Raw genomic sequence first — 16,417 nt, 5'->3', positions numbered from 1 at the left:
GTTCTAGCGGCAAGTCCTGGCGTACTCGAGGATCACTTCGGCCGCCGTGTCGAGTTCGGAGGCACGCAACACGAACATGACTCCGAGCAACAACGCGGCCGCCGCCACAGCGCCGATCTGGTAGGCGTTGCGGTTCTTCGCGGGCGCCTTGACGAAGGCGAGCGTCAGCAGGCCGCCGATCACGAACCCGCCGAGGTGCCCGAGCAGCGAGGCGTTGGTGAAGAGGTTCGACACCAGGTTGATGCCGACGACCACGACGATCGTGGAGATGTCCCGCTTCTGCCGCTTGAACACGATCAGCAGCGCGCCCATCAGGCCGAACACCGCGCCGGACGCGCCGGCGAGCTGCTGGCAGACGGTGCCGAAGTAGAACGCCGCCGCACTGCCGCCGAGCAGCGACAGGAAGTAGACGGCGCTGTACCGCAGCTTGCCCAGTTCCTGCTCGACCACGGGGCCCACCACGAAGAGCGCGGCCATGTTGAGCGCGAGGTGGAGCAGGCCGAAGTGCATGAACCCGGACGTGAGGATCCGCCACCACTCACCGTTGGCGGTGAGCTCCGGGATCATCGACGTCGCGGTGAACAGGCCGGCCCGCGAGTTGTTCATCGGGCTGCCGGACTGGACGACCGTGACCACGTACGCGAGCACGTTGAGCGCGATCATCACCTGCGTGATGACCGGGCGGCCGTTCGAGACCACCGCGCCCGCGGACGTGCGGGCTTGGCGAACCGTGCGGGCGCCCTCGTTCACGCAGTCGACGCACTGCATGCCGACCGACGCGTCGCGCAGACAGTCCGGGCACGCCGGACGGTCGCACCTGCTGCAGCGCAGCCGGGTAGGCCGATCGGAATGACGTGCGCAGACCGGGATGTCCGGCTGCGCTCCGATCGGCCCGTCCGGTGGCACGGGGGCGTTGCTCACGCGCGTTCGATCGTGATCCGCTCGATCTTGATGTCGTTGACCGGACGGTCGGCCGCACCGGTCGTGGTGCCACCGATCGCGTCCACGACGTTGCGCGAGTCCTGGTCGGCGACCTCACCGAAGATCGTGTGCTTGAAGTTCAGCCACGTCGTCGGCGCCACGGTGATGAAGAACTGGGAGCCGTTGGTGTTGGGCCCCGCGTTCGCCATCGCGAGCAGGTAGGGCTTGTTGAACTGCAGTTCGGAGTGGAACTCGTCCGCGAAGCGGTAGCCGGGGCCACCGCGACCGGTGCCGGTCGGGTCACCGGTCTGGAGCATGAAGCCGGCGATCACGCGGTGGAACAGGGTGCCGTCGTAGAACGGACCCGTCTTCGTGCCACTCGCGTTCGCTTCGGTGTAGGTCTTCGTGCCCTCGGCGAGCCCGACGAAGTTCGCCACCGTCTTGGGGGCGTGGTCGGGGAACAGGTTGATGCGGATGTCGCCCTGCGTGGTGTGCAGGGTCGCCGTCACCTTGGTCCCGACGAAGGATTCGTTGCTGTCAGCCACCACCCCATCGTGCCATCCACGGGCGGCGATGTTCAGAAAGGGGCACGATGGGTACCTCTATGACATCACCGGACGACAACGTGTGGAGCAGAGATGGACGAGGTGGACGTCATGACCCGAGCCGGCGAGAACGTTGGCAAGGCTGTCGGCACCGGTCTGAAGGCCGCGCGTCAGGGTGTCGTTCGCGCTGGTCACGCCGCTGAGGTCAAGCTCGCCGAGCGTGGCATCACGGCGGATCAGGTTCGCGGCGCACTCGTCGAGCGGGCTGACACGCTCATGGGCAAGGCCGAGGACTGGGAGAAGCAGACTCGTCGCTCTCGCAAGCGCCTCGCCAAGAAGAGCGCGAAGACTCGCGCCGACCTCATGGGCAAGGCCGAGGTCGTGCGCAAGGAAGTGAAGAAGGCTGCGAAGAGCGCGCGCAAGGACGCGAAGGTGCGCGCCAAGGAGATCCGCAAGGCCGCGGCTCAGCTCGGTGCCGACGCACCGAAGCGCCGCCGCTGGCCGTGGGTGCTCGGTCTCCTGGTCGCGGCCGCGGCAGCCGGCTACGTCGCGATGACGCGGCGGCCGCAGGAGGTCCACCTGCAGGACGAGGAGCAGGTTCCGCACGCGGAGCCCGTCCTCAACGGGCAGGTGCCCTCCCAGAAGGAGCCGATCAAGTAGTAAGTACGGCGACCGCTGAAGTTCGCCGTGTCTTCCACCGCCCCCGCGCACACTCGTGCGGGGGCGGTGTCGTGCTCACCTACCGGGTCGCCCCACTAGATCTTGAGGCCCTTGATCGCCTCTTCCGCGATGCGGCGGGCCTTGATCGACTGCTTCTGGTTGCTGGTGACGACCACCGCGGCGGTGCTCTTCGCCACGGCGTAGACGACGCCGCTTTCGCTGCTGACGTACCCTCCGGTCCAGCCGGTGGGCGAGTTCGCGGGCTGTGAACCGTCCGGCGCCGCCTCGTTCACGATGCGCTTGGCAATGCCCTCATCCCCCACGTAGACCCGCACGGTCAACTGGACCTCAGTTGCGGTCGCGTAGAAGAAGCATGCCGGGTGGGGCTCGTCCGTTGACAGTTTCACTTTGGGTACGCGCTGTCCGTTGGCTTCCGCGACGAAACCGGTCGCCAGGTACGGGCACGGGCCGTCGTTCACGGCCTGGGGCGCGGGCGGCACTGTCGGAGCCGCGCTGGTAGTGGTCGTGACCTGCTGGGGCTGGGTCGTGGGAACCGGCACGTCCTGGGCGACGGGGGTGCCGCATGCGGCGAGGACGCCGAGCAGGGGCAGCAGCAGTGCTCGTTTCATAGGGGCAACAGTCAACCAGATACCAAAAGCGCCTCTAGCGGGACACTCTAGATTGGTCCATACCTTTTGTGCCCTGGCCCCCTGTATCCCGCCCTGGAGGACCCGACCATGGAGTTCCTGGAACAACGACGAGAGCACGCTCTGGCTCTCTTCCGCATCGTCATCGGTCTGTTGTTCGTGTTCCACGGCGTGCAGAAGCTGTCCAAGGGAGTCGATCTGCTCTCCTGGCCGTCCGGCCCGATGGCCCTCATCGAGTTGATCGGTGGCGGTCTCATCATCATCGGACTGTGGACGCGCTGGGCCGCGTTGCTCAGCTCCGGCGCCATGGCCTACGCCTACTTCGTGGTGCACCAGCCGAAGGCGCTTCTGCCGATCGAGAACGGCGGCGAGCTCGCGGCGATCTACTCGTGGGCGTTCCTGCTGCTGGCGTTCACGGGTGCCGGCGCGTGGAGCATCGACGCCCTTCGCAAGGCGCCGAAGAAGTCGCTCGCCTCGGCGTGACGTGATGTGCGGAATGCACTGAAGCCCTGTTCGCAACGGCGCGAACAGGGCTTCGGTGAAAGCGGATGGAGACGAGGGGAATCGAACCCCTAACCCCCGCCTTGCAAAGGCGGTGCTCTGCCAATTGAGCTACGTCCCCAAGCCTGGGGGCGGCGAACCGCCCGTCAGAGCAAAGATCAGTCGGTGGGAGCGGTGGCCTCGCGCCACAGGTCCGCGTCGGCCTTGGCCGAACGGCTGCGCTTGACGAAGAACAGAACCGCACCGGCGACCACGACGAGTGCGATGATCTTCTTAGCCACTTCGAATCCCTCCCAAAGACCGTAAACCCAACGACCCCACCACGTTACAGCACGGCGGCAGATGCCGAGTGATCAACGATGATGGGGGTTCCGGGGGCTTGCCCCCGGCCGGGGGTCTGGGGGCTTGGCCCCCAGATAAGGAACGATGATTCGGAAAGCGGTCGGCGCATTCTGCCGACACGGTAAACCCCGAATCGAGTGGGCCTAGGAGGACTTGAACCTCCGACCTCTTCATTATCAGTGAAGCGCTCTAACCGCCTGAGCTATAGGCCCTCGATCATCACCCCTTGGGGCAACGAGGAAGACCTTACAGGATCGTCCTCGTTGCTCCCAAATCGGGGGTCACTCACGCTCGGAGAGCGTCAACTCCAAACCACCGGCCAGATCCGCGGACACGTTGTAGACGAACGCGCCAACGGTTGCGAGGGCCGTGAACAGCACGATGTTGACCGCGCCGATGATCGCCGAGACGCCGAAGACGCGACCGGCGCTGATCAACGGTTCGCCCGGCTCGTTGGCTTGGAGCAGGTCGTTCGCGGTGCTGTTGATCTTGTCCCAGACGCCCATGCCGTGCAGGACGCCGTAGAGCACGCCGACCGCCACGAGCCAGACGAAGAACAGCGCGACGCCCAGCACCAGGGCGAGCTTGAGAACCGACCACGGGTCGACGCGCTTCACCTGGAGCGAGGCTCGGCGGGGGCCACGACCGGGGCGGCGGGCCGACGGGCTGGACGCGGCGGGGCGGGCCCCGCTGGTGCCCATGTTCACCGACGTGCGGCTGCTGCCCAGGCCGACCGGCACGGCCGAGCCCGTGACCACGGGCTTCTGCACCTTGACGGTGTCCGGGTCGGTCTGCGGGAAGGCCGGAGCCGGTTCCGCGGCGGACGGCACGGGCGGTGCGCCCGGAGCCGTGTAGGTCTCCGTCGCGTCGCCATGCGCGGCCTCGGTGTCGTTCGTCACCCGCTGCCAGGGCGGCGGTGCCGAGACGACGGCCGGTTCGTCGGCGGGTGCCGGAGTGGCGCCGCCGAGCGAGACGGTCTTCTCCTCGGCCGGAGCAGCCGGAGCAGGAGCCGGGGTCGCCCCCGCGGCGGGAGCGGCCGGCTTCTCCTCGGCGGGTGCGGCGGCCTCGGCCGCCTTCTCCGCCGACACGGGCTTGGTCTTGTCCTGCGCGGTTCCACCCGAGGAACCGGAGGCCGCAGCCGAATCCGCCTTCTTCTCCGCCGGCTTCTGCGCGGAGTTCTGCGGAGTCGGTTTGGTGATCACCGCGGTCTTGTCCGCGTCCCGACCTTCGCGGTTCTCGGGTGGAGTCACGAGCTTGTCCTTGACCTCTCGCTAGCGATTCCGACTACTCAGCCGAGTCGGTGGGGGTGGCTGCCTGGTCAGCGGCAGAGTCCTCCGCGGCAGACGCCTCACTGATGATGACGTCGCTGGGCTCGTCCGCGTTGCGTGCGACAGCGATCAAAGTGGTGCTCTCGCCGAGGTTCATCAGCCGCACGCCCTTCGTCTGCCGTCCAGCCTTGCGCACCTGCTCGGCCCGGGTCCTGATGACCCCGCCGCTCGAGGTGATGGCGTAGAGCTCGTCGTCGACGTCGACGATGAGCGCGCCCACCAGCCTGCCACGTCGGCGGTCGTGCTGAATGGTCAGCACACCCTTGCCGCCACGCCCCTGGACCGGGTAGTCCTCGATGGGCGTTCGCTTCGAGTACCCACCGTCCGTCGCGACCAAAACGAACAGACCTTCTTGGACGACACCGACGGAAAGCAGCTCGTCATCGGCGTTGAAGCGCATGCCCTGCACGCCTGACGTGGCACGGCCCATCGGGCGCAGCACGTCGTCGGTGGCGTGGAAGCGGATCGACTGGCCGTCCGCGGACACCATGAGCAGGTCGTCATCTGCCGAGCACAGCACGGCTCCGACCAGCTCGTCGTCCTCACGGAGGTTGATGCCGATAAGTCCACCCGATCGGTTGGAATCGAAGTCGGACAACTTCGACTTCTTGACCAGACCCTTGCGGGTGGCGAGCACGAGGTACGGCGACACGTCGTAGTTCTTGATCTGGATGACCTGCGCGATCTCCTCCTCCGGCTGGAACGCGAGGAGGTTCGCGACGTGCTGGCCGCGGGCGTTGCGGTTCGCCTCGGGCAGCTCGTAGGCCTTCGTGCGGTACACCCGGCCCTTGTTCGTGAAGAACAGGATCCAGTCGTGCGTCGAGCACACGAAGAAGTGCGCGACGATGTCGTCCTGCTTGAGCTGTGCGCCCTGCACGCCCTTGCCGCCGCGCTTCTGCGCCCGGTAGAGGTCGGTCTTGGTGCGCTTCGCGTAGCCGGTGCGCGTGATCGTGACGACCACGTCCTCGACCGCGATCAGGTCCTCCATGGACACGTCGCCGTCGAACGGGATGATCTTCGTGCGGCGGTCGTCGCCGAACTTGTCCACGATCGCCGTGAGCTCGTCGCGCACGATCTTGCGCTGGCGCTCCGGCCTCTCGAGGATGTCCTTCAGGTCGGCGATCTCGACCTCGATCTCGGCCAGCTGGTCGATGATCTTCTGGCGCTCCAGGGCCGCGAGGCGGCGGAGCTGCATCTCCAGGATCGCGTTGGCCTGGATCTCGTCGACCTCGAGGAGCTCCATCAGGCCCGAACGCGCGATGTCCGGCGTCTCGGACCGGCGGATCAACGCGATGACGGCGTCGAGCTGGTCGAGCGCCTTCACCAGTCCGCGCAGGATGTGTGCGCGTTCTTCGGCCTTGCGCAGGCGGAAACGCGTCCGCCGGACGATGACCTCGATCTGGTGCTTCACGTAGTGGCGGATCATCTGGTCGAGGCGCAGCGTGCGCGGCACGCCGTCGACCAGCGACAACATGTTCACACCGAACGAGTACTGCAGCTGGGTGTGCTTGTAGAGGTTGTTCAGCACGACCTTCGCCACCGCGTCGCGCTTGAGCGTGATGACGATGCGCATGCCGATGCGGCGGTTCGACTCGTCCGCGATGTTCGCGATGCCGGTGAGCTTGGCGTCGCGCACCAGCGAGGCGATGTTCTCGACCAGGTTGTCCGGGTTGACCTGGTACGGCAGCTCGGTGACGACCAGGATCGTGCGGCCCTTGGCGTCCTCGTCCACCTCGATGACGGCGCGCATCCGGACCGAGCCGCGGCCGGTGCGGTACGCGTCCTCGATGCCCGACGTGCCGAGGATCTGGCCGTACGTCGGGAAGTCCGGGCCCTTGATGCGGGCGATCATCGCCTCGAGGGTCTCCTCGTCGGAGGCCTCGTGGTTGTCGAGCGCCCACACCACGCCCTCCGCGACCTCGCGGAGGTTGTGCGGCGGGATGTTCGTCGCCATGCCGACGGCGATGCCCGAGCTGCCGTTGATCAGCAGGTTCGGGATGCGCGACGGCAGGACGGTCGGCTCCTGGATGCGACCGTCGTAGTTGTCGCGGAACTCGACGGTGTCTTCCTCGATGTCGGCCAGCATGTGCATGGCCAGCGGCGAGAGGCGGCATTCCGTGTACCGCATGGCGGCGGCGGGGTCGTTGCCGACGGAACCGAAGTTGCCCTGGCCGTCGATCAGCGGGTAGCGCAGGGCCCACGGCTGGGCGAGGCGCACCAGCGCGTCGTAGATCGCCGAGTCGCCGTGCGGGTGGTAGTTGCCCATCACGTCGCCGACGACGCGCGCGCACTTGTTGAAACCGCGGTCGGGACGGAAGCCGGAGTCGAACATCGAGTACAGCACCCGGACGTGCACGGGCTTGAGCCCGTCACGCACGTCGGGCAGCGCACGACCCACGATGACGGACATCGCGTAGTTGATGTACGAGTTCTGCATCTCCTGCTGGATCTCGACCGGCTCGATGCGGTCGTGCTGCGGGGGCAGAGTCGTATCGGTCACTGTTCTCTTTCCTTCTCGCCAGAAACGCCAGGATGCCTAGGGACCAAGACCGGACTCAGATGTCCAGGAACTTGATGCTCTTGGCGTTGCGGGTGATGAACGAACGGCGTGCCTCGACGTCCTCGCCCATGAGCACGCTGAACAGCTCGTCGGCGGTGGCCGCGTCGTCCATGGTGACCTGCCGCAGGATCCGGTTCGCCGGGTCCATCGTGGTCTCCCACAGCTCCTCGGCGTTCATCTCACCGAGACCCTTGTACCGCTGGATGTTGTCTTCCTTGCCCAGGCGCTTGCCGCCGGCGAGACCGTCCTTGATCACGGCGTCGCGCTCGCGGTCGGAGTAGGCGTACTCGGGCTCGGCGCGCTGCCACTTGATCTTGTAGAGCGGCGGCTGCGCGAGGTACACGTGGTTGTGCTCGATGAGCGGCTGCATGAAGCGGAACAGCAGCGTGAGCAGCAGCGTGCGGATGTGCTGGCCGTCGACGTCGGCGTCGGCCATCAGCACGATCTTGTGGTAGCGCAGCTTCGTCAGGTCGAACTCGTCGTGGATGCCGGTGCCCAGCGCCGTGATCAGCGACTGGACCTCGGTGTTCTTGAGGACGCGGTCGATGCGCGCCTTCTCGACGTTGATGATCTTGCCGCGGATCGGCAGGATCGCCTGGTACATCGAGTCGCGGCCCTCCTTGGCCGAGCCGCCTGCCGAGTCGCCCTCGACGATGTAGAGCTCGCAGCGCTCCGGCTCGGTCGAGCGGCAGTCCTTCAGCTTGCCGGGCAGGCCGCCGATGTCGAGCGCGCCCTTGCGGCGCACCAGCTCGCGGGCCTTGCGGGCGGCGATGCGGGCCTGCGCCGACGACACCGACTTGGTGACGATGGTCTTGGCCTCGTTGGGGTGGCGCTCGAACCAGTCGGCCAGGTGCTCGTTCGTCGACTTCTGCACGAACGACTTCGCCTCGCTGTTGCCCAGCTTGGTCTTCGTCTGGCCCTCGAACTGGGGCTCCTTGAGCTTCACCGAGATGATCGCCGCGAGACCCTCGCGGATGTCGTCACCGGTGAGGTTCGTGTCCTTCTCCTTGAGGAGCTTCTTCTCGCGCGCGTACTCGTTGACCACCCGGGTCAGCGCGGCGCGGAAGCCCTCCTCGTGGGTGCCGCCCTCGTGCGTGTTGATCGTGTTCGCGAAGGTGTAGACCGAGGCCGTGTAGCCGGTGTTCCACTGCATCGCGACCTCGACCTGGAGGTCCTCGCCCTGCGCCTCGAAGCCGATGACCTTCTGGTGCACGGCCTCGCGCGTGTGGTTGATGTGGCGGACGAAGTCCTCCAGACCACCGGGGTAGTGGAAGACGCGCTCCTTCACCGCGGCCTTGTGGCCCTCGGCGTCGGCCTCCTCGTCCTCCTCCGAGACCCGCTCGTCGCGCAGGACGATCGTGATCCCCTTGTTGAGGAACGCCATCTCCTGCAGGCGGCGTGCGATCGTCTCGACGTTGTACTCGGTCGTCTCGAAGATCTCGGGGTCGGCCCAGAACGTGACGGTGGTGCCGGTCTCCGTCGTCGGCTCGCCCTTGCGCAGCTCGTGCGCGGGCTTGGAACCCTCGTAGCGCTGGGTCCAGACGTGGCCGGCGTTCTTGATCTCCAGGTCGACGGCGGTCGACAGCGCGTTCACCACGGAGATGCCGACGCCGTGCAGACCGCCGGACACCGCGTAGGAGTCGCTGTCGAACTTGCCGCCCGCGTGCAGCTTGGTCATGACGACCTCGACGGTCGGCACGCCCTCCACCGGGTGGATGCCGGTCGGGATGCCACGACCGTCGTCGATGACCCTGATGCCGCCGTTGGCCAGCAGGGTGACGTCGACCGTGGTCGCGTAGCCGGCCATCGCCTCGTCGACCGAGTTGTCCACGACCTCTTGGACCAGGTGGTGCAGACCGCGCTCGCCGGTGGAGCCGATGTACATACCCGGCCTCTTGCGCACTGCCTCAAGGCCTTCGAGGACGGTGATCGAGGACGCGTCGTACTCATTCTTCTTAGCTGACACGGGCCTGGAGTCTCCTCGCTGATGCGGGCAGGGCCCGCACGGTGTTCCCCGACTTCTGGGATGGGTGACGCTCTACCCCGTGATTCTACCGGGGCACCCCGACAGAACGGGGTCAAGGACACCTTTGAATCGGTCACAGAGCGCCTCAAGCGGCGCAAGACGGGTCAGGACGGCTGAAAAGGGGGTTCAAATCCGCTGGTGAACACTCATTGAGCCACAGAATCGCCGCTGAGCCCTTGACAGGACCTCACCCGTAGGTGTCACGCGGACCGCGCCCAGGCGCGTGCCTGGGGCCGTGTCGCCAGCTGGGAGCGTCCGGTCCCTTGATCTTGAGCCTTTTGACGACGCCGTTGCCCACGCCCGCGGCGATCCGTTTGATCAGCTCGCGCTGCAGGAGGCGCAGCTGGGTGGCCCACGCCGTCGACGACGCCTGGACCGTCAGTTCCCCGTCACTGAGAGCGATCGGCACCGCGTGCTCGGCGACGTCCTCACCCACCAATTTTGCCCAGCGGCCGAAGACCTGGCCACCCTGCAGCTGCTCGACCCAGCCGCGGTCCGCCGCGATCCTGGACGCGATCCGCCCGAGCGGCTGGGGGTCGCGGTCGTCCGGGCCCGGACCCGACCAGCGCCGCCGCCTGCGGTTGACCGGACGGCCCGTCGACTTGCTCCCCGGCACCCGTCCGCGCGCCTTCGCGGCCGCTTTCGCCGCCTCGAGAGCTGCCCTGGCGAGGTCCGACCCCTTCAGCTGCTCACCCTCAGGTGTGAATGAACCTGTGGACAAGTCTGGATTTGTGACGGAGTTATCCACACCATCCACAGACTTGTCCCCAGATGTGTGGGCGGACACACCCGATCGAGCTACATGTGGGGGCTTCGAACCCCGAGAGTCAGCCTCCGAGTCAGACACGCCGTACCTCCCCGCCCTGTACCTCGAACCGGGCACCGACCAGCTCGTCCGGAACGTCCTCGGCCACTGCCGCGGTGATCAGCACCTGCTCGGCGGCGGCCGCCACCTTGGCCAGCTGCCTGCGCCGGCCGCGGTCGAGCTCCGCGAACACATCGTCCAGCACGAGCACCGGTTCGATGCCGTCGACACGCATCAGCTCGTACCCGCCGAGCCGCAGGGCGAGCGCGAAGGACCATGACTCTCCGTGACTGGCGTAGCCCTTCGCCGGCAGTTCGCCGAGCGTCAGGTCCAGGTCGTCCCGGTGGGGACCGACGAGGCACACGCCCCGTTCGATCTCCTGCCGCCGTACCCGGTCGAGCTCGGCCAGCAGCAGGTCCTCGATGCTCTCCCTGTCCTCCGGCAGGTCGCCGACGCTCGACCTGTACGAGATCAGCGCCGGACGCGACTCCGGAGCGACCTCCGCGTACGCCGAGGTCACGTGGTCCGCCATGTCGCGGACCAGCTTCAACCGCGCGGCCAGCAGCTCCGCGCCGTGCTTGGCGAGGTGCCCGTCCCAGACGTCGAGTGTCGAGAGGTCCGCCGACCGGGAGTGCTTCACCGTCTTCAACAACGCGCTGCGCTGCTTCAGGACGCGGTCGTAGTCGCTGCGAACACCGGCATAGCGCGGTGCGCGCAGCACGAGCATCTCGTCGAGGAACCGCCGCCGGTCGCTCGGATCGCCCCGCACCAGGGAGAGGTCCTCCGGTGCGAACAACACCGTGCGCAGGATCCCGAGCACGTCACGCGGACGCGGCACCGGACCCCGGTTGATCCGCGCCCGGTTCGACTTGCCGGCCGTGATCTCCAGTTCCACGAGCAGCTCGCGGTCGTCGTTGACCACGGCCGCCCGCACGACGGCGCGCTGGGCGCCGTGCCGGATCAGCGGTGCGTCGCTGGAGACGCGGTGCGAACCCAGCGTCGCCACGTACCCGATCGCCTCGACCAGGTTCGTCTTGCCCTGGCCGTTGCGCCCGACGAGCACCGACGCGCCGGGCTCGAGCTCCAGGTCGGCGAGCTTCCACGACCGGAAGTCGCTGACCTGGAGATGTCTGACGTGCACTCTCGCTAGCCCTGGGTGCTGCCGCCGCCGGACGACGGTCCGGCGAGGTGCACGGAGTGGCCACCGAACTGGTTGCGCAGCGCGGCGACCGCGCGCATCGCGGGCGAGTCCTCCTGCCGCGACTGGAACCGCGCGAAGAGCGCGGCGGAGATCACCGGGAGCGGCACCGCGTTGTTGATGCCCTCCTCGACGGTCCACCGGCCCTCGCCCGAGTCCTCGACGTACCCGCGCAGGTCGTCGAGCTCCGGGTCGGACTGCAGTGCGCGCACCAGCAGGTCGAGCAGCCACGACCGCACGACGGTTCCGCGCTGCCAGGCCGAGATCACCGCGGGCACGTTGTCCACGACGTCGGTCTTGTCGAGCAGCTCGAAGCCCTCGGCGTACGCCTGCATCAGGCCGTACTCGATGCCGTTGTGGACCATCTTCGAGTAGTGGCCGGCGCCGACCTTGCCCGCGTGCGCGAAGCCCTCCTCGCGAGGACCCTCCGGGCGCAGCGCGTCGAAGATCGGCATCGCCTGCTCGACGTGCGCGGCGTCGCCGCCGACCATCAGCGCGTAGCCGTTCTCGAGGCCCCACACACCGCCGGACACACCGCAGTCGAGGTAGCCGATCTCCTTCTCCGCCAACAGGTCCGCGTGGAGCCGGTCGTCGGTGAACTTGGAGTTGCCGCCGTCGACGACGAGGTCGCCCGGCGACAGGAGCTCGGACAGCTCCTTCACGGTGTTCCGGGTGATGTCACCGGCGGGCACCATCACCCACACCACGCGCGGCGCTTCGAGCTTCGAGACCATGTCCGCCAACGACTCCGAGTCGCTGACCTCGGGGTTGCGGTCGTAGCCGATCACCTCGTGACCGGCCCGGCGCACCCGCTCGCGCATGTTGAAACCCATCTTGCCGAGGCCGACGAGTCCGAGCTGCACGGTGTTCTCCCCTGTGTTCTTCTGGTACCCGGTAAGGGTTTTCTCAGCCGGGAAGGCGAACGGGCATGAGCAGGTACAGGTAGCCCGGCGCCACGTTCCCATCCTCGTCCACCGGCTTCAGCAATGCCGGTCGGCTGGGTGTGGTGAAGGACAAGTGCACCTTCTGCGTGCGGACCGCACCGAGCCCGTCGAGCAGGTAGCCCGGGTTGAACGCGATGGTGACCGCGTCGCCGGTGTACTCGACGGGGAGCTCTTCCTCGGCCGAACCCTCGTCGTCGCCACCGGCGGACAGGCGCAGGCCGCCGTCGACGAACTCGAGGCGCACCTGCGTGCCGCGCTCGGCGACGAGCGACACGCGCTTGATCGCCTGCTGCAGCGCGTCGATGTCGATGATCGCCGCGGCGCTGTGCTCGGAGGGCAGCAGCTGGCGGTACTTCGGGAAGTCCGCGTCGAGCAGGCGGGTGGTGGTCCGCTTGCCGGAGCCGGAGAGACCGAGCAGTCCGTCGTTGGCCGCGAGCGACATCTCGACCTTGCTGCCGGACGAGCCGAGCGTCTTGGCCGCGTCGCCGAGAGTGCGGGCCGGGACGAGGACGGCGACCTCGCCGAGGGTTGCGTCCGGCTCCCAGGGGAACTCCCGCATGGCGAGCCGGAACCGGTCGGTGGCGACGAGGGTCAGCTTGCCCTCGCCGATCTCGACGCGGACGCCGGTCAGCATCGGGAGCGTGTCGTCCTTGCCGGCCGCGACGGCGACCTGGCTCACCGCCTCGCCGAAGACCTCGCCGGGGAGCTCACCGATCAGCTGGGGCATCGACGGCAGGGCCGGGTAGTCCTCGACCGGCATCGTCGGGAGGCTGAACCGGGCACTGCCGCAGCTGATCATCATCCGGGCGCCGTCGACCGCGATCTCGACGGGGTGGTTCGGCAGCGCCTTGGTGATGTCGGCGAGAAGACGCCCGGAGACCAGAGCGCGGCCCCCGTCGGCGATCGTCGCCGGAACACCGACCTGGGCGGAGACCTCGTAGTCGAACCCGGACACCGTCAGCGAATCGTCAGACTCCGCGTCGAGCAGCACGCCGCCCAGCACGGGGACCGGCGGACGGGACGGAAGGCTGCGAGCGACCCAGGCGACAGCGTCGGCCAGGCCGTCGCGTTCGACGCGGATCTTCATGAGGCGTCCTTTCCTCGACAGTCGACAAGCCCAACCACGACAACGTGCCAGTGGGGGTTAGGGAGCCTCGACCTCGGCTGACCGAGGTGCGGAGCAACCACGTTAGAGCGTCCTGGCCCTTCGCGTCACTTCGGGGTTCGGGCACCGATCCCCGGGAGCTGTCCACCGCTGTTTTGCTTTTGAGTTCTTCCTAGAAGAGATCAAACAGCAGTAACAGTAAGGGTTGTGGATTGTGGGGACAGCCCTTGAACATGCAGGTCAAGGGACCACTCACCATGTGGACTAAGGGGGGACAGCACCCGGGGACAGATCGACGCACCCGGGGACAACCAGTTGTGCACAGCTCTCGATCCACAGATCGTCCACAGTTGTCCCCGGGTGCGTCCCCGGGTGCGGGCCAGTTGTACCCGGGTGTTCAACAGGCTTCTGTGGCCAGATCGTGGCCGGGGCCACAGACTTTTCCAGTTGTCCCCACCCCTTCGAGTGCCGGGGGCGAACAGAAAGCCTCGGCGCGCGGCGGATCGAGCCTCGTCTACCTGGGTACGTGTGCGACGCGTGGTGGTGGTTGGAGACGCACGGACTGATGCAGTCCCATCGTTGCGCCTAAGCCGTCCCCGGGTGTTGGCCGTCCACCCGCGGCCGCGTCCCCGGGTGCTCGCGGCGACGCCGCGTCCCGTCCTCGAAGCACGGAACTCCCCGGGTACGCGAAAGGGGCCCTCCGCGACGGAGGACCCCTCTTGCGTACCCGGGTGGATCAGGGAGTGTGGCGGGCGCGCTGCTTGATGCGCGACGTCAGCTCCTGCACCTGGTCGTAGATGCGCCGGCGTTCGGCCATCTCCTTGCGGATCTTCTTGTCCGCGTGCATGACCGTCGTGTGGTCGCGGCCGCCGAACGTCTGGCCGATCTTCGGCAGCGACAGGTCGGTCAGTTCGCGGCACAGGTACATGGAGATCTGCCGCGCCTGGGCGAGCGCCTTCGTCTTGCCGGGGCCGCACAGGTCGTCGATCGAGACCTGGAAGAACTCCGCGGTGACCGCCATGATCATCGGTGCGGTGATCTCCGGCGCGTGCGAGTCCGGGATGAGGTCGCGCAGCACGATCTCGGCGAGCTGGACGTCGACCGGCTGCCGGTTGAGCGACGCGAACGCCGTGACGCGGATGAGCGCGCCCTCGAGCTCGCGGATGTTGCGTTCTATCCGGGCGGCGATGAACTCCAGCACCTCGGCCGGGGCCGCGAGCCGGTCCTGGGCCGCCTTCTTGCGGAGGATCGCGATCCGGGTCTCCAGCTCGGGCGGCTGGATGTCCGTGATCAGGCCCCACTCGAACCGCGTGCGCAGGCGGTCTTCCAGCGTCTCCAGCCGCTTGGGCGGCCGGTCGCTCGACACCACGATCTGCTTGTTCGTGTTGTGGAGCGTGTTGAACGTGTGGAAGAACTCCTCCTGCGTACCTTCCTTGCCCTCCAGGAACTGGATGTCGTCGACGAGGAGCACGTCGATGTCCCGGTAGCGGCGCTGGAAGGCGACCTTGCGGTCGTCGCGGAGCGAGTTGATGAAGTCGTTGGTGAACTCCTCGGTCGACACGTACCGCACGCGCATGCCGGGGAACAAGCGCTGGGCGTAGTGCCCGACGGCGTGCAGCAGGTGCGTCTTGCCGAGACCGCTCTCGCCCCAGATGAAGAGCGGGTTGTACGCCCGGGCGGGAGCCTCGGCCACCGCGACGGCCGCGGCGTGCGCGAACCGGTTCGAGGCGCCGATGACGAACGTGTCGAAGTTGTACTTCTCGTTCAGCCGGGTCTGCGACGGCGACGGGTTCGCGGGCCTCGTGTACGGGAGGTTCGCGTTCGGCGCCGCGGCGACCGCCGCGTTGGCGGTGTTGAACGTCGGCCAGATCTCGGTGACGGCGGCCAGCGCGTCGCCGGCCTCGTCGACCTCTTCCTCCGCGCCGTCGGCGGCGACCGCCTCCTCCGTGATCACGGGGCCGGGCGTGTCGCCGTTGGCGATGCCGGGAACCGACGGGATCTGGACCGGCGCCACGGGCTGGATCGCCTGAACGGGGATCGGCGTGGTGGGCGGGCTCATGGGACTCACCGGCTCCGGCGAGTCGACCTTCACCGCGAGGGAGACCGTGCGGCCCAGCCTGCGGGAGAGCGCCGCGGTGATCGGGTCGCGCAGTGCGCGTTCGATCGCCTCTTTCGCGAAGTCACTGGGAGCAGCGAGCAGTGCCGTTCCATCCAGCAAACCGATCGGACGGGTGACCCTCATCCACGCGCGCTGCTGAGGGGACAGGTGGCTGGTCGCCAGTTCCTGCACCACCTCGGCCCACACGAGACCAAGATCGACCTGCTGGTTCGACACCTCCGCGCTCCCCTCCCCTCCACCGGAGCCCAAGACTCCACACGTGGACACGGAGAATAGAGGTATCCACAGAGTTATCCACAACTGTGCACTAAAAGGTGCGTTGTGTTGCCGGTCGGTGGCGGCTCCCACGCCAGCCCGGCACGCGCGAAGGACGAACGGTAACAAGGCCCGGCACGCCTCACAAGACGTGGTGTGGCCCACCCCGATTTGGTCGCCGCACCCGGGCATGCGTACCCTCGTACGAGTCTCCCGCTTGCGACGGGCGCCTTTCGCGCGCCTACGTCCACCGCCGTCGGGGACAACCACAAGGCTTTGTCAGCAGTGAAGCACCGGGAGACCGACCGTGAGCAAGGGTAAGCGCACCTTCCAGCCCAACAACCGCCGCCGCGCGAAGACGCACGGCTTCCGGCTGCGCATGCGGACCCGCGCCGGCCGCGCCATTCTGGCCGCGCGCCGCAGCAAGGGCCGTGCCACTCTGTCCGCCTGACCGCGGCTGG

The 16,417-nt window shown here is 67.6% G+C and carries 14 protein-coding genes, 2 tRNA genes and 1 pseudogene; 3 read left to right on the top strand and 14 right to left on the bottom strand.

Going from position 1 to position 16,417, the window contains the following annotated elements; all coding sequences use genetic code 11:
• Positions 1–3 precede the first annotated feature (3 nt).
• Both ORI60_RS09300 and ORI60_RS09295 read right to left on the bottom strand, forming a co-directional pair.
• The gene (locus ORI60_RS09300; protein WP_266036360.1) at positions 4–921 is read right to left on the bottom strand and encodes a rhomboid family intramembrane serine protease; all 918 of its coding nucleotides are present in this window, start codon (positions 919–921) and stop codon (positions 4–6) included.
• Complete coding sequence (locus ORI60_RS09295; protein ID WP_266036358.1) at positions 918–1,466, bottom strand: peptidylprolyl isomerase; 549 nt, start codon at positions 1,464–1,466, stop codon at positions 918–920. The genes ORI60_RS09300 and ORI60_RS09295 overlap by 4 nt, the downstream gene beginning before the upstream one ends.
• Before the next feature lie 93 nt (positions 1,467–1,559).
• On the opposite strand from ORI60_RS09295, the gene ORI60_RS09290 reads away from it, so the two are divergent.
• Positions 1,560–2,126, top strand: a complete 567-nt coding sequence (locus tag ORI60_RS09290) for a hypothetical protein (RefSeq protein WP_266036356.1) — start codon at positions 1,560–1,562, stop codon at positions 2,124–2,126.
• A gap of 95 nt (positions 2,127–2,221) precedes the next feature.
• Here the strand turns inward: ORI60_RS09290 and ORI60_RS09285 are convergent, their stop codons facing one another.
• Positions 2,222–2,755, bottom strand: a complete 534-nt coding sequence (locus ORI60_RS09285; protein WP_266036354.1) for a DUF2020 domain-containing protein — start codon at positions 2,753–2,755, stop codon at positions 2,222–2,224.
• Positions 2,756–2,863: 108 nt separating this feature from the next.
• On the opposite strand from ORI60_RS09285, the gene ORI60_RS09280 reads away from it, so the two are divergent.
• Positions 2,864–3,256: a DoxX family protein gene (locus ORI60_RS09280; RefSeq protein ID WP_266036353.1), complete on the top strand. Its 393-nt coding sequence runs from the start codon at positions 2,864–2,866 to the stop codon at positions 3,254–3,256.
• Between the two features lie 66 nt (positions 3,257–3,322).
• On the opposite strand, the gene ORI60_RS09275 is transcribed toward ORI60_RS09280, so the two are convergent.
• From ORI60_RS09275 to dnaA, 11 genes and pseudogenes are all read right to left on the bottom strand, one after another.
• Positions 3,323–3,395, bottom strand: a tRNA-Ala gene (locus ORI60_RS09275).
• A 40-nt stretch (positions 3,396–3,435) separates the two neighbouring features.
• A pseudogene (locus ORI60_RS09270) lies at positions 3,436–3,555 on the bottom strand (DLW-39 family protein); the annotation flags it as partial.
• Between the two features lie 199 nt (positions 3,556–3,754).
• Positions 3,755–3,828 (bottom strand) — tRNA-Ile (locus tag ORI60_RS09265).
• Positions 3,829–3,897: 69 nt separating this feature from the next.
• Positions 3,898–4,866 (bottom strand): DUF3566 domain-containing protein, encoded by a 969-nt coding sequence (locus tag ORI60_RS44730; protein ID WP_416234376.1) that lies wholly within the window; start codon positions 4,864–4,866, stop codon positions 3,898–3,900.
• A 34-nt stretch (positions 4,867–4,900) separates the two neighbouring features.
• Positions 4,901–7,444 (bottom strand): DNA gyrase subunit A, encoded by a 2,544-nt coding sequence (gyrA, locus tag ORI60_RS09255; RefSeq protein WP_266036351.1) that lies wholly within the window; start codon positions 7,442–7,444, stop codon positions 4,901–4,903.
• A gap of 55 nt (positions 7,445–7,499) precedes the next feature.
• Complete coding sequence (gene gyrB, locus ORI60_RS09250; RefSeq protein WP_266036349.1) at positions 7,500–9,470, bottom strand: DNA topoisomerase (ATP-hydrolyzing) subunit B; 1,971 nt, start codon at positions 9,468–9,470, stop codon at positions 7,500–7,502.
• Between the two features lie 247 nt (positions 9,471–9,717).
• Positions 9,718–10,251 carry a DciA family protein gene (locus ORI60_RS09245; protein ID WP_266036347.1) on the bottom strand — a complete coding sequence of 178 codons (534 nt, stop codon included), beginning with the start codon at positions 10,249–10,251 and terminating at the stop codon, positions 9,718–9,720.
• Positions 10,252–10,369: 118 nt separating this feature from the next.
• Complete coding sequence (gene recF, locus ORI60_RS09240) at positions 10,370–11,476, bottom strand: DNA replication/repair protein RecF (RefSeq protein ID WP_266036345.1); 1,107 nt, start codon at positions 11,474–11,476, stop codon at positions 10,370–10,372.
• A gap of 5 nt (positions 11,477–11,481) precedes the next feature.
• On the bottom strand, positions 11,482–12,396 hold the full coding sequence (gene gnd / locus ORI60_RS09235; protein ID WP_266036343.1) for a phosphogluconate dehydrogenase (NAD(+)-dependent, decarboxylating): 915 nt from the start codon (positions 12,394–12,396) through the stop codon (positions 11,482–11,484).
• 43 nt (positions 12,397–12,439) lie between these two features.
• On the bottom strand, positions 12,440–13,564 hold the full coding sequence (gene dnaN, locus ORI60_RS09230; RefSeq protein ID WP_090006636.1) for a DNA polymerase III subunit beta: 1,125 nt from the start codon (positions 13,562–13,564) through the stop codon (positions 12,440–12,442).
• A gap of 754 nt (positions 13,565–14,318) precedes the next feature.
• A complete protein-coding gene (gene dnaA / locus ORI60_RS09225) occupies positions 14,319–15,917 on the bottom strand; it encodes a chromosomal replication initiator protein DnaA (RefSeq protein WP_266036340.1) in 1,599 nt (532 codons plus the stop codon).
• 346 nt (positions 15,918–16,263) lie between these two features.
• Here dnaA and rpmH point away from each other — a divergent pair, with 346 nt between their 5' ends.
• On the top strand, positions 16,264–16,407 hold the full coding sequence (rpmH, locus tag ORI60_RS09220; protein ID WP_030465619.1) for a 50S ribosomal protein L34: 144 nt from the start codon (positions 16,264–16,266) through the stop codon (positions 16,405–16,407).
• Positions 16,408–16,417 lie beyond the last annotated feature (10 nt).

It is taken from the genome of Lentzea sp. NEAU-D7, from assembly GCF_026242055.1.
GTDB lineage: Bacteria > Actinomycetota > Actinomycetes > Mycobacteriales > Pseudonocardiaceae > Lentzea.
Note: the sequence above shows the minus strand (reverse complement) of the source record. Positions and strands in the feature narration are given on the sequence as shown.

Bases quoted from the DNA above. Each gene is read 5' to 3' on its own strand.
- ORI60_RS09290 (WP_266036356.1), top strand. From the start codon at position 1,560: ATGGACGAGGTGGACGTCATGACCCGAGCCGGCGAGAACGTTGGCAAG.
- ORI60_RS09285 (WP_266036354.1), bottom strand. From the start codon at position 2,755: ATGAAACGAGCACTGCTGCTGCCCCTGCTCGGCGTCCTCGCCGCATGC.
- ORI60_RS09280 (WP_266036353.1), top strand. From the start codon at position 2,864: ATGGAGTTCCTGGAACAACGACGAGAGCACGCTCTGGCTCTCTTCCGC.
- dnaN (WP_090006636.1), bottom strand. From the start codon at position 13,564: ATGAAGATCCGCGTCGAACGCGACGGCCTGGCCGACGCTGTCGCCTGG.